The following is a 12329-nucleotide window of genomic DNA, read 5'->3' as shown; positions in this document are numbered from 1 at the left end:
TGTTGGCTGCACTCCCTTGTCGGCTACCCACAACTCGAATTATTTAGGGTTTAAAACGGATGAAATCAGTCAAATATTCGCTTCTTCTGATGCTGGGTTTTGCACTTTTTTACCTGCTGCCATTGGAATTTCGCGCGCTCTGGCAACCGGATGAAACGCGCTATGCGGAGATAAGCCGGGAAATGGTGGCTGCGGGCAACTGGATTGTCCCGCATTTTCTCGATGTGCGTTATTTTGAGAAACCTGTTGCCGGGTACTGGATCAATAACCTCAGCCAACTTATCTTCGGCCATAACAACTTTGCGGTACGTTTTGGGTCCGTTTTCTCCATTATGCTCAGTGCGCTAATGGTTGCCTGGCTGGCGTTTCGTTTATGGCGTGATAAGACAGTCGCGGTGCTCTCTGGTGTCATATTCCTGACCTGCCTGCTGGTTTACGGCGTCGGTACCTATGCGGTTCTTGACCCGATGATCACGCTCTGGCTGGTGGCTGCTATGTGCAGTTTCTGGTTGGCGGTGAATGCGCAAACTACGGCGGCAAAAGCAGGAGGCTATCTGTTGCTTGGCCTCGTTTGCGGTATGGGAGTTATGACAAAAGGTTTTCTGGCGCTTGCCGTCCCTGTATTAGGCGTGTTGCCGTGGGTGATTGCACAAAAACGCTGGAAAGAAGTGTTGCTGTTTGGGCCACTTGCGGTATTGAGCGCCATTGCCATTACCTTGCCATGGGCACTGGCTATCGCTAAAGCCGAACCCACTTTCTGGCACTATTTCTTCTGGGTTGAGCATATCCAGCGCTTTGCTGAGAAAGATGCACAGCATAAAGCACCATTCTGGTATTACATCCCATTCCTCATTGCCGGTTGTTTGCCATGGGTTGCTTTGTTGCCAGGCGCGCTAAAGCGTGGCTGGCAGGAGCGCAAAATAGAAAGCGGAACGCTTTATGTCCTGGGTTGGGTGGTCATGCCGCTGCTGTTTTTCAGTATCGCAAAAGGCAAGCTACCAACCTATATTCTGCCGTGTTTTGCACCGCTGGCAATCTTGCTTGCACGCCATGCGACACAACTGGCTGCATCTTCAAAAATCCTAAAAGTGAATGGCTGGATCAACACTGTTTTTGGTGGGATTTGTACGTTGGTTATCCTGTTGGTGCTGGCACCATGGGGACTTGCGAAACATCCGGTCTATGCCAGTAATGAACTGCTGAAAGTCATTCAGGCCAGCATCGCGTTTCTGGTTTGGGCACTGGTGGGGTATTTCACCACGCGTAACCACGCAAAACGTTGGCAGTGGGCCGCGCTGTGTCCACTTGGCCTGGCACTGCTGGTGGGTGGGGTTATCCCGGACAAAGTTATCGATTCTAAAAATCCGCAGGCCTTTATTGATGTGGTACGGCCGGAGCTTGAGAGCAGCCGCTATATTCTTGCCGACAGTGTTGGCGTGGGTGCTGGAGTTGCCTGGGAATTAAAGCGTGACGACATTACGATGTATGCAAAACCAGGTGAGCTGAACTATGGCCTGACAAACTTCGCTGATGCAAAAGATAAATTTGTCTCTCGCGAAGACTTTGCCGGCTGGCTGGCAACTCGCCGTAAAGAGGGGAATGTTTCTTTGGTTATGTTGCTATCGAAAAATAAAGTGCCAGAAGATAATGATGTGCCCACGCCAGATCATCTCTATCGCAAAGGGCGCTTTGTGCTCTTCTTCTACGAAAAAATGCCATGAGTTATCTGCTCATTGTGCTGGCCAGCCTGTTGAGTTGTGGCGGCCAGCTTTGCCAAAAACAGGCGGCCTGGCGGCCAGGGCGGCGCCACTTATTCGGCTGGCTGGCATTAAGCGTTACGTTGCTCGGTTGCGCGATGCTGTTGTGGTTGCTGGTATTACAGCGCATTCCCGTCAGCGTGGCCTACCCGATGTTAAGCCTGAATTTTATCTTTATTACCCTGGCGGCGCGCTTTATCTGGCATGAGACGGTTTCGCTGCGGCATTGGTTGGGGATTTTGTTGATTATCGCCGGAATCTCCATACTGGGAGGTGCTGCCTGATGGGCTACTTCTGGGCTTTCATGAGCGTGTTGTTGGTCAGTTGCGCGCAGCTCATTATGAAATGGGCGATGATGGCATTGCCACCGATTGAAAAGTACGACGAACTGCTTGCCGCTTTTATGAGTGCAACCCCTGGCGCGCAAGCGTTGATCGCCGGGTTACTTGCCTATGTCTTTTCAATGGCCTGTTGGTTTTTTGCATTGCGGCAAATAGCGCTGAGTAAAGCTTATCCGCTACTGAGTCTAAGTTATGTTCTGGTGTGGGCTGCGGCCATCTGGGTTCCGTGGCTGGGCGAGAGTTTCAGTGTGGGAAAACTTGTCGGCGTGAGCGTGATTTTCCTCGGGTTGTTGTTGGTTTGTCTGCCAGAAAAGCACTGATTATGCGTATATGCTTTTTCCTTCTAATTGATACCTTTTAGGTTTTATAAACCACAACAGGCATCCTGCTATAGTCGTTTCATTACACATTGGCAGTTATTTTTTAAGGAAAAAGCGTGCGATTAACAAAACCTCACTTACGGATTGGGGCAGTGTTGCTGGCAGGTTTATTGCTGGCGGGCTGTGACCAACAAAGCAGTAATGCAAAACATATTAAAGTTGGTGTGATTAACGGTGCCGAGCAGGATGTGGCGGAAGTCGCGAAAAAAGTCGCTAAAGAGAAGTATGGCCTGGACGTGGAACTGGTCGGGTTTAGCGGTTCATTACTGCCCAATGATTCCACTAACCATGGAGAGTTAGATGCTAACGTTTTCCAGCATCGCCCATTCCTCGAACAAGATAACAAAGCCCATAACTACAAATTAGTGGCCGTGGGTAATACGTTCGTGTTCCCGATGGCCGGTTATTCGAAAAAAATTAAAACGGTAGATCAACTGCAAGACGGTGCCACGGTTGCAATCCCGAATGACCCAACCAATCTGGGGCGAGCTCTTCTGCTGCTGCAAAAAGAGAAGCTTATCACCCTGAAAGAGGGTAAAGGGCTGTTGCCGACCGCGTTGGATATTACGCAAAACCCGCGCCATCTGAATATTATGGAGCTGGAAGGGGCACAGTTACCGCGTGTGTTAGACGATGCGAAAGTTGATGTGGCGATTATTAGTACCACTTACATCCAGCAAACAGGCCTGTCGCCGGTGCATGATAGCGTGTTTATCGAAGACAAAAACTCGCCTTATGTGAACATCCTGGTTGCACGTGAAGACAACAAAGATGCTGAAAATGTGAAAGAGTTCCTGCAATCGTATCAGTCACCGGAGGTTGCGAAAGCGGCTGAAACTATCTTTAACGGTGGGGCAGTTCCTGGCTGGTAATCACTGAAATTTTTGCAAAAAATAGAAGGTTGATGGGCTGTTGCTAACAGCCCATTATCTTATTTACGGCCCAGCAAGAAGCCAAATACCACACCAACGGCTGCGGCAATCGCTAAACCCGCTATCGGGTTGGTTGATACCTGATCCCGCACACTATCTGTTGCATCTCTTACCGCGTAACTGGCTTGTGACGCATACTTTTTGGCCGCACCCTTAAATTGGTCATCAGGGTTTTGGGTATGTTTGCCATATAACTCCCTGGCAGTGCCTGCGGCTTCGTTGAGTTTGTCTGTTGTTTTGTCAAACATATTGAGCTCCTTAGATTTGATTGCGCAACTAAGTGTAGTTGAGAGAACCAGAGAGAATTGTTTTAAACCGAGAATTCAGACAATGAGAGAAAAAGCGTTATTTTGATTGGGCGTAACATTCGGCAAGGAGGTGAACGTGTCAAATTCTGAAGAGCTACAACAGCTTTATACCCGAACCAGTGAGAAAACTCTCGCTAAGTGGGCAGTGCATCCCGACATCGGGCGGGTGCGTGAAGAGGCTTTTTATGAACCACATAAGCTTGCGATGACGAGCGGGATACAGCCTGCATTGACTGCGCCGTTAAGCCAACTTCTGCGTGAACTACATGAGCTTGCACATAACGACCCGCTCGCCGATGTGATGCCTTACACCGGGCTGCATTTTACTTTTTTTGCTATCACAATGCCGCTTTACCAGCGTTGCGATATATCGATGCTCGATCAGCAATTGTCGACCATTTTTGCCGAGCACGCGGAGAACCTGGTGACCACTATTAGCAATCTGCGGCTGGTGGCGTTACCTAATCAATTGCTGATTGCAGGAACACCAGACATCAAAAGTCAGTCGTCTAAAGCAGCATTTGCTCACCAACTGTGTGATTCCCCCTGGCGCGAGAAGCTGCGCGAACGGCATGGAGACATCTCATTACCCCGTCCGTTCTGGCACAGCACACTGTTACGCTATCAGGCAGAGTTTATTCCTCAGCACTTCAGAGCGTATTTTCTCGCTCATCAATCCCAAAATTACGGTGATGTGACCGCGCAAGTACAGTTGGCTTTGACCAATTACAACTGGACGGAAGTTCACAGAATTAGCGGTGATTAATCAAAAGGTGGATAACTGGCAGCCGCGACCTCCTGCAGATGCCAGTTATCAGATGTAGAACAAACAGATCAGATTAACTCGGGCAGCCCTTTCAGGAGTTTATCGAGCGTAACAGGGTAATCTCTCACCCGCACTCCGGTTGCGTTATAGACAGCATTGACGATGGCTGCGCTCACGCCACACAACCCCAGTTCCCCTACGCCTTTGGCTTTCATTGGCGAGGAAACAGGATCGCTATCGTCGAGGAAAATCACCTCCTGCACTGGAATATCGGCATGTACCGGTACTTCGTAGCCTGCAAGATCGTGGTTAACGAAATAACCTAATCTGGTATCGACAGCTAACTCCTCCATGAGTGCAGCGCCAACACCCATCGTCATGGCACCAATAACCTGGCTGCGGGCTGTTTTAGGGTTAAGTATCCGGCCAGCAGCGCACACGGCTAACATCCGGCGAACGCGCGTTTCACCGGTTGCAATATCCACTCCGACTTCAACGAAATGTGCCGCGAAAGTGGATTGCTGGTACTGCTTATCGAGCTCACCAAATTCGATATCATCCTCAACCGTTATTGTCCCGGTTGCGGCGGCCTCCTTCAGAGGGGCCGAACGGTCACCTGTGCGTATTTGTTCATTACTAAACAACGCCTGTTGCGGATCAAAGCCCAGTTTGTTTGCCACGACCTCGCGCAATTTCACGCAAGCGGCATAAACGCCCGCCGTTGAACTATTGGCACCCCATTGGCCACCTGAACCGGCAGAAACCGGGAAATCAGAATCCCCTAACCGCACCACGACTTTTTCCAGCGGCACGCCTAACATTTCAGCCGCTGTCTGGGCAATGATGGTGTAACTGCCGGTGCCGATATCCGTCATATCAGTTTCAACAGTGATGATGCCCTGTGCATCAAGATGAACTCGTGCACCGGACTTCATCACCAGGTTGTTACGAAAGCCTGCCGCAACACCCATGCCGACCAGCCAGCGCCCATCGCGTATTTGTGCAGGCTTAGCGTTCCGCTGTTTCCAGTCAAAGTGGTCGGCTCCGGTACGCAGGCATTCAACCAACTGGCGGCGGGAAAAGAATCGCTCAGGGTTTGCAGGGTCAACCTGGGTATCGTTGAGAATGCGAAACTCAACCGGGTCGATGCCCACTTTTGCGGCCACTTCATCAATAGCGATTTCCAGCGCCATCAATCCCGGTGCCTCTCCTGGCGCACGCATGGCATTGCCTTCTGGCAGGTCAAGTTTGGCGAGACGCAGCCCGGTATGGCGGTTAGCACCTGCATATAACAACTCAGTTTGCTGAACGGCTGTTTCCGATGGGCCGCCAGCAAGATTACCAGACCAACTTTCATGTGAGATGGCGCTAATCCGCCCGGTGTTATCCGTGCCGATGCGAATATGCTGAATAGTTGCCGGGCGGTGAGTGGTGTTATTGGCAATCAAGGGCCTTTGCAACGCAATTTTGACGGGGCGTTTTGCCACACGAGCGCCAAGGGCGGCCAGTAACGCATCGCTACGTAAGAACAGCTTGCCGCCAAAACCACCGCCAATATAGGGCGAAAACACTCGTATATTTTCTTTGGCGAGCTTCAGGGTTTTAGCCAGGTCACTACGACACCAGTCAATCATCTGATTGGAGGTCCATAGGGTAAGTTTAGGTCCCTCCCACGAAGCCAATGAAGCATGTGGTTCCATCGCCATATGGCTTTGATCCGGGGTGGTGTAGGTGGCATCAAACTGCACCGCAGAAGCGGCAAAGGCACTGGCAAAATCACCGGTTGATTTGTCCGGCTCCTCTTCAGTTGCGGTGGTGACGGCGGGTTTTTCCTCGGCAAGATTGTATACCCCCTGTTCGCGGCGGTAATCGACCTTAATCAGTTCTGCCGCCGCACGAGCTTGCTCGAAGGTTTCTGCGACCACCACGGCAATAGCCTGGTGATAGTGTTCAATCGTTGGGCCTGCAAGTAGCTTTGCCGGGTTTTTTTCACCTTTCCCAAGCGGGCCTGCATTCTCCGCCGTCACAATAGTCAGTACGCCCGGGGCATTGCGGGCTGCTTGTAAATCAATCGAGTTGATATGCCCTTTAGCAATCGCGGAACCCAACACATAGCCATATGCCACATTAGCCACTTCGTTATGCCATTCGTAGGCATAGTGAGCAGTGCCTGTCGTTTTCAGGCGGCCATCAATACGATCATGTGGTTGCCCAACGACGTTGAGCTGGTCTATTGGGTTATCTTTTGCCGGAGTATCAAATTTCATTGGTTTATCCCCGTGCTTGCGTCAATACCGAGGCGAGCGTGCGCTGCGCCAGTATCAGTTTGAACTCATTTTCAGGAGTAGGGCGCGCATCAGCGAACAGCCTTTCATAAACCTGCTGGCTACCATTGCTTAATTGCCGGTCAGCCTCTTCAAGCCGCCATGGTTTGTGCGCAACTCCACCGAGAGCCACACGTCCGGTTCCATCGGGTTGCACAATGGCGGCAACAGAAACCAGAGCAAACGCGTAGGAGGCGCGGTCCCGAATTTTGCGATAGATATGTGTGCCACCCAGCGGTGGAGACAGGGTAATGGCGGTAATCAGTTCACCTGAAGTGAGCGCTGTTTCCAGATGCGGTGTGTTGCCCGGTGCGCGATAGAAATCTGCCAACGGGATTTTGCGCTGCTGGCCGTTGGGGTTGACCGTCTCTATTACCGCATCGAGCAGGCGCATGGCGACGGCCATATCGCTGGGGTGGGTTGCGATACAAGTTCGACTGGCTCCCACCACTGCATGTTGGCGGCTAAATCCTTCAAGCGCCGCGCAGCCACTGCCGGGAAGGCGCTTATTACAGGGTTGGTTGGTATCATAAAAGTAGGGACAGCGCGTGCGCTGGAGCAGGTTCCCGGCGGTGGTAGCCTGATTGCGCAACTGGCCTGATGCTCCCGCGAGCAGCGCTCTGGAAAGTACCGCATAGTCGCGACGAATACGTGAATCTGCCGCAAGGTCTGTATTGCGCACCAGCGCACCAATACGTAGACCACCTTCGTCCGTCGATTCAATTTTGTTCAGTGCAAGCGTATTTACGTCAATCAGATGGGATGGTGTCTCGATTTCAAGCTTCATCAGATCAAGAAGATTCGTCCCCCCGGCAATAAATTTAGCGCCAGGATTTCGTTGGGCGCTCTCTGCTGCTTCGGCCGGGGTTTTCACGCGCTCAAAAGTAAACGCTTTCATAATTTTTGCCCCCCGGCGACATCTTCAATGGCCGCAAGAATATTGGAGTAAGCGCCGCAACGGCAGATGTTGCCGCTCATACGCTCACGTATTTCGTCGGCGGTTGCCTGAGGCGGTGAAGTCAAATCGGAAGTTACGTGGCTTGGAATGCCCATTTCGATCTCTTTGAGAACTGCAACAGAGGAACAAATTTGCCCGGGTGTGCAGTACCCGCACTGAAAGCCGTCGTGTTTGATAAAGGCGGCCTGCATAGGGTGCAAGTTATCCGGAGTGCCGAGGCCTTCAATGGTGGTGATCTCGGCATCCTGCTGCATCACGGCAAGCGTCAGGCAGGCGTTGATCCGGCGGCCATCGACGATGACGGTACATGCGCCACACTGACCGTGATCACACCCTTTTTTAGTCCCGGTAAGATGCAGGTTTTCACGCAGCGCATCCAACAGTGTGGTTCGTGTATCAACTTCCAGTGGGTGGGATTCGCCGTTAACGTTTAATGTCACGCGCGCCAATTCAGCCGCAGATGTGGTGGCGTTCGCGCTGGCGCCAAATGCGTGAGATGGCGTCATCGCTACTGTGGCGACCGAAGCCACGCCAACCTTGAGAAGCTCCCGCCTTGTCAGGCGAAAGCCATAGTACTCAATATGAAGGTAGTGATTACCACCCCTGTTACAGCTTGCTCTATGCAAGTGCCTTTTATCCGCTTCATGGTCATGGTTGCTCATACCGCCTCCAGTGTTCGAAAGATTGAACCAGGAAAAGGGAAGTCTCTACGAAGGTTAAATTCTTATAACGAACTATTAATCATAGTCGGCATAAGCGTTGGGATTATTCCTGAATGCTGTAAAGGTGGGTTACAAGCGGCGTATCCACTATCAACTGCGTACTCTGCCAGATATGGCATGCATGTTGTGCCCTACAAAGGTGATGCGGCTGCCATGGTTTAATGCTGAAGTGAAAGGAATTAACATAAAACGCTTTCAATATTTACTGAATCACAACAAATAAACAGTCATGTTCTGTATCAAAATCATACCACCCATATAAAATATATATACCAAAGCTATGCGTCATATCATTGCTTGAGGAAATGGGGGTATATATATTCAGCTCATCGCTTACCGGTGTGATAAATACGCGGTTTTAACTATATTACGCAGATGTAACGAGGTTAATTTTCATGATTAAAAATGCATTCGTGGAAAGAAATAGTGAAGGAAATATTGTCGTGCGCGTAGAAGATAAACAGTTGTCAACATTTGATGATTATAATTCCGCATTAGAATGGGCGTTTTCAATTGGTTATCGTGTTTATAAAAAAGAACCTACTAACGATATGCACGAAGAGTGTTGGGTTAAATATATGCCCAAGAGCCATCTATAATCTTGTGTCACTAACGCTGCCATCCTCTGGTTGCAAAAGATTCGTTAAGTATCTGATCTGTTTTAATTAATATTGATTTAATAGGCATGCGAATGGAGTTAAGACATATTCGTTATTTTCTGGCCGTTGCCGATGCCAAAAGTTTCACCTATGCAGCAGAAATGCTCGGTATTGGCCAACCGCCTCTCAGTATACAAATACGAGATCTGGAAAATGAAATTGGTACCAAATTGTTTCATCGCATCGCCCGAGGCGTTGAATTAACCTCCGCGGGTACTGCATTCTATGATGCGGTAAAAGTGTTGCCGGGTTTGGTAGAAGAAGCAAAATCATCAGCACTTCTCGCTTCGCGTGGCGAACTGGGTGTGCTTAAGGTTGGCTTTACTTCATCTTCGGCATTTAATTCCGTGGTTACGCGTAGTATTAAAAAATTTAAAAGCGATTATAAAAACGTCAGCCTGCAATTAGATGAGGCACACACTGATAATCTCATTAAAGCCGTCGAAAATGGCGCTATAGATGTGGCTTTTGTTCGTACTGACCATCTTTATAGTGAATTACTGGAGCTGCATTTAATTCTCCAGGAGCCTTTGACAATTGTATTACCTGAGCAGAACCCGTATATCGCGCAAAGCCATATCACATTGAATCAGTTGGCAAATGAAGAGATGATTCTGTGTCCGCGAGATTATAGTGTGCACCTGCACGACACTATCGTTGCGTTGTTTGAAAAAGCAGGTTGTGTGCCAACGGTGAAGCAAACTGCACCACAATTATCATCCATTATTAATCTGGTTTCTGCAGGCATTGGGGTCTCGATTGTCCCCTCATCAATGAAAGCCATGAGCCACGCATCCTCCGGTGTTGCATTTTATGATATCGCGGAAGAGGGTGCTTATATTCCATTGTCGATAGTCAGTCGGGTACATGAACGTTCACCAATTGTGAAAAAATTTATTAATAATGTCGCTGCAACACAGGCTGAAATAATGGCTGTAGAATAAAACCTCAACTTAAAATATAAACCATTAAAAACGGTATCTGTCATATCTGACAGGTATCGTTCAGTCTGTGAAATATAAAACAATAGCTTAAATGCAGGGTAACTCGATGTGCTTGTCAATTTTTATAGCCTGTACACTGTTTATCCAGAGTAAAGAGTGAATGAAAAAATCTATCTTTTCAGTACGTCGTGACAGGCCCTTATCTCCTCGTGAATTATATATCCATCGCAATTACCGCATAATTCATGGCATCCGCATCGCTGTAGCATTCGTACTGACATTCTTGATAATCAGGATGGCGAATTTACCAGATCATTCCTGGCCACTTATTACACTCGTGGTGGTGATGGGCCCGATAAGCTTTTGGGGGAATGTCATTCCTCGTGCATTTGAACGCATGGCAGGTACGTTAACCGGTGCGTTGTTGGGTATCATCGCCTTGCGTATTGAGATGTACTCCTTGCCTTTAATGATGGCATGGTGTGGTTGTGCACTCTTTATATGTGGTTATTTAACAATGAGTAAGCGCCCGTATGCCGCCTTGCTCATTGGCATCACAATGGCGGTGGTGAGTAGTGCTCCGGCTGGTGATTTTCAAACTGCATTGTGGCGTAGTACCAATATTATTCTTGGCTGTATTCTGGCGATGGCTTTTACAAGTACCTACCCACAGCGGGCCTTTATTCACTGGCGTATCCAGTTAGCGGACTTTTTGACTGATTTTGCGAAAATAAATGCTACGGGTTTCTCGTGCAATGTTCTGAGCCGCCCAAACCTGAAGAAAATGGACTCACGAATACTCGGGAATGTGGTGAAAATGCGTAGCCTGATTATGCCGGCGAGTCGAGAAACTGGAATATCCAGGACGCTGTTAAATGAGATTCAGTCCATTGCCCGGGATATGATTGCTACGCAAGGATTACAGGCTAATGCTCATTGGGCCTCGCGCAGCAGCCGCTTTCTTATTTTGAATTCGCGTACTCTTGCACAAGTGCAGCAGATGACTCAGAAAACGTTGCAAACACTGGCTGTGGCGCTGCATGAGGGAAATCCATCACCCGCAGCGGCAAATAGTGAGCGTTTGACTGACATAACGAAGGAATTGCATGAGTTGTTAGTCGCCCATGCCGGGGATGAGGTTGTTGAAAATGCTATCCACGGGTATGTCTGGTTGAGTCTTCAACTTGCTCTCAAGCTTGAAAAACTCTCAACTTTAATCACTCATGCTTTAACGGAGCAGAGAAGCTAAACATTATGAACAGGGCTTTCGTTTATATATTCAGATGACGAACTAAAGCTGAATGCGGCGAATTTCAGTCTGTTTTAGACGATCACGGATGAGTGTCATCACCCGTTCTGTGACTGGTGGCAGAACCCTGTCTGTAAGCCGAAGGATCCCGAGCGTCAATGTCAGAGAAAGTGGTGGAGTGACATGGAGTTTCACTACTTTTCCTGCCTCCACGTCATTAATCATAGAGATATCCGTGGCGGCGAGGATAGCGTTACTTGAACTCAGCAAATATTTAACGATTTGGAAATCGTTACTTTGCACATCGAAATTGTCGTAAAGCCCCGATGATAAGCCGTATAGCTCTTCCATATGTTCAACTACCGCAGGGTCAAAATATCCCGATGCAATCACCATTGGCCAGCACTTGAGTTGGGCGATATCAATGTTTTTGTGCAGCGCGATAGGATGTTGGCGACTGGCGTACCATGCAAAACCGCAGGTAAAAAGAGCTTCTACGGCGAGGTCTTGTTGATGGCGCGCAATACTTGTATCCCCCACGAAGAAGTCAATTTGTCGGTCACGTAGCAAATTTAGCAGCGGGCCTGAGGTTTCCACACTGACTTTAACCTGCACTTCCGGAAGCGTCTTGAGCATTGTCTCGATAAGTGGGCCAAGCAATTCATCTATCAGTGACGAGCCCATTCCCAGCGCAACGCGCCCGGTTTCCCCTGATTGCATCATCTGCAATAAACGATTGCCTTCCTTCTCATTCATTAGCATCCGCCGGGCGGTCGCTTCCCACGCTTGCGCATACGGTGTTGGTCGCAGGCGGCGGTCACTACGGATAAAAAGCGGCACGTTTAGCTGCTCTTCCAGGGCCTTGATACTGCGTGATAGTGCGGGTTGACTTAGATGTACAGTCTCCGCTGCGGCACTGAGTGATATGTTCTCCATCAGAGCAATAAAGTGCTGTAGCTGGCGAGTATTCATCCTTCCTCCACTTGCAG

At 49.3% G+C, this 12329-nt stretch carries 13 protein-coding genes; 8 read left to right on the top strand and 5 right to left on the bottom strand.

The genetic code is table 11. The features are described from left to right. Positions 1–59: 59 nt before the first annotated feature. The 4 genes from arnT (at position 60) to nlpA (ending at position 3350) form a co-directional block, all read left to right on the top strand. Positions 60–1721: a lipid IV(A) 4-amino-4-deoxy-L-arabinosyltransferase gene (arnT, locus tag M979_RS07650; protein ID WP_064554332.1), complete on the top strand. Its 1662-nt coding sequence runs from the start codon at positions 60–62 to the stop codon at positions 1719–1721. Next, positions 1718–2041: a 4-amino-4-deoxy-L-arabinose-phosphoundecaprenol flippase subunit ArnE gene (gene arnE, locus M979_RS07645; RefSeq protein ID WP_064554331.1), complete on the top strand. Its 324-nt coding sequence runs from the start codon at positions 1718–1720 to the stop codon at positions 2039–2041. The genes arnT and arnE overlap by 4 nt, the downstream gene beginning before the upstream one ends. Continuing rightward, a complete protein-coding gene (arnF, locus tag M979_RS07640; RefSeq protein ID WP_064554330.1) occupies positions 2041–2418 on the top strand; it encodes a 4-amino-4-deoxy-L-arabinose-phosphoundecaprenol flippase subunit ArnF in 378 nt (125 codons plus the stop codon). Before arnE ends, arnF begins: the two co-directional genes overlap by 1 nt. Before the next feature lie 116 nt (positions 2419–2534). Then, positions 2535–3350: a lipoprotein NlpA gene (nlpA, locus tag M979_RS07635; protein WP_064554329.1), complete on the top strand. Its 816-nt coding sequence runs from the start codon at positions 2535–2537 to the stop codon at positions 3348–3350. 59 nt (positions 3351–3409) lie between these two features. Here nlpA and M979_RS07630 read toward each other — a convergent pair whose 3' ends face one another. Continuing rightward, positions 3410–3658 carry an ElaB/YgaM/YqjD family protein gene (locus M979_RS07630; protein ID WP_034455339.1) on the bottom strand — a complete coding sequence of 83 codons (249 nt, stop codon included), beginning with the start codon at positions 3656–3658 and terminating at the stop codon, positions 3410–3412. 136 nt (positions 3659–3794) lie between these two features. On the opposite strand from M979_RS07630, the gene M979_RS07625 reads away from it, so the two are divergent. Then, a complete protein-coding gene (locus M979_RS07625; RefSeq protein ID WP_064554328.1) occupies positions 3795–4484 on the top strand; it encodes a hypothetical protein in 690 nt (229 codons plus the stop codon). A 68-nt stretch (positions 4485–4552) separates the two neighbouring features. Here M979_RS07625 and paoC read toward each other — a convergent pair whose 3' ends face one another. Genes paoC through paoA form a run of 3 tightly spaced genes read right to left on the bottom strand, consistent with a single transcriptional unit; the run spans position 4553 to position 8428 of the window. After that, a complete protein-coding gene (paoC, locus tag M979_RS07620; RefSeq protein WP_064554327.1) occupies positions 4553–6751 on the bottom strand; it encodes an aldehyde oxidoreductase molybdenum-binding subunit PaoC in 2199 nt (732 codons plus the stop codon). Positions 6752–6755: 4 nt separating this feature from the next. Continuing rightward, on the bottom strand, positions 6756–7706 hold the full coding sequence (locus M979_RS07615; RefSeq protein WP_064554326.1) for an FAD binding domain-containing protein: 951 nt from the start codon (positions 7704–7706) through the stop codon (positions 6756–6758). Then, positions 7703–8428: an aldehyde dehydrogenase iron-sulfur subunit PaoA gene (gene paoA / locus M979_RS07610; RefSeq protein ID WP_083963899.1), complete on the bottom strand. Its 726-nt coding sequence runs from the start codon at positions 8426–8428 to the stop codon at positions 7703–7705. The genes M979_RS07615 and paoA overlap by 4 nt, the downstream gene beginning before the upstream one ends. Before the next feature lie 455 nt (positions 8429–8883). Here paoA and M979_RS07605 point away from each other — a divergent pair, with 455 nt between their 5' ends. The 3 genes from M979_RS07605 to M979_RS07595 all read left to right on the top strand — a co-directional run bounded on the left by M979_RS07605 (position 8884) and on the right by M979_RS07595 (position 11340). Beyond that, entirely contained in the window at positions 8884–9087 is a 204-nt protein-coding gene (locus M979_RS07605) for a hypothetical protein (protein ID WP_064554325.1), read from the top strand. 92 nt (positions 9088–9179) lie between these two features. After that, positions 9180–10091, top strand: a complete 912-nt coding sequence (locus M979_RS07600; protein ID WP_064554324.1) for a LysR family transcriptional regulator — start codon at positions 9180–9182, stop codon at positions 10089–10091. A gap of 160 nt (positions 10092–10251) precedes the next feature. Then, the gene (locus tag M979_RS07595) at positions 10252–11340 is read left to right on the top strand and encodes an FUSC family protein (RefSeq protein WP_064554323.1); all 1089 of its coding nucleotides are present in this window, start codon (positions 10252–10254) and stop codon (positions 11338–11340) included. 42 nt (positions 11341–11382) lie between these two features. Here the strand turns inward: M979_RS07595 and M979_RS07590 are convergent, their stop codons facing one another. After that, entirely contained in the window at positions 11383–12312 is a 930-nt protein-coding gene (locus tag M979_RS07590) for a LysR family transcriptional regulator (RefSeq protein ID WP_064554322.1), read from the bottom strand. Positions 12313–12329: the final 17 nt, after the last annotated feature.

It is taken from the genome of Buttiauxella noackiae ATCC 51607, from assembly GCF_001654865.1.
GTDB lineage: Bacteria > Pseudomonadota > Gammaproteobacteria > Enterobacterales > Enterobacteriaceae > Buttiauxella > Buttiauxella noackiae.
This window is presented reverse-complemented; position numbering and strand designations above follow the sequence as displayed.

Coding starts and splice junctions, on each gene's coding strand:
- M979_RS07605 (WP_064554325.1), top strand. CDS start 8,884: ATGATTAAAAATGCATTCGTGGAAAGAAATAGTGAAGGAAATATTGTC.
- M979_RS07595 (WP_064554323.1), top strand. CDS start 10,252: ATGAAAAAATCTATCTTTTCAGTACGTCGTGACAGGCCCTTATCTCCT.
- arnF (WP_064554330.1), top strand. CDS start 2,041: ATGGGCTACTTCTGGGCTTTCATGAGCGTGTTGTTGGTCAGTTGCGCG.
- paoA (WP_083963899.1), bottom strand. CDS start 8,428: ATGAGCAACCATGACCATGAAGCGGATAAAAGGCACTTGCATAGAGCA.
- M979_RS07615 (WP_064554326.1), bottom strand. CDS start 7,706: ATGAAAGCGTTTACTTTTGAGCGCGTGAAAACCCCGGCCGAAGCAGCA.
- M979_RS07600 (WP_064554324.1), top strand. CDS start 9,180: ATGGAGTTAAGACATATTCGTTATTTTCTGGCCGTTGCCGATGCCAAA.
- arnT (WP_064554332.1), top strand. CDS start 60: ATGAAATCAGTCAAATATTCGCTTCTTCTGATGCTGGGTTTTGCACTT.
- paoC (WP_064554327.1), bottom strand. CDS start 6,751: ATGAAATTTGATACTCCGGCAAAAGATAACCCAATAGACCAGCTCAAC.
- M979_RS07630 (WP_034455339.1), bottom strand. CDS start 3,658: ATGTTTGACAAAACAACAGACAAACTCAACGAAGCCGCAGGCACTGCC.
- M979_RS07590 (WP_064554322.1), bottom strand. CDS start 12,312: ATGAATACTCGCCAGCTACAGCACTTTATTGCTCTGATGGAGAACATA.
- arnE (WP_064554331.1), top strand. CDS start 1,718: ATGAGTTATCTGCTCATTGTGCTGGCCAGCCTGTTGAGTTGTGGCGGC.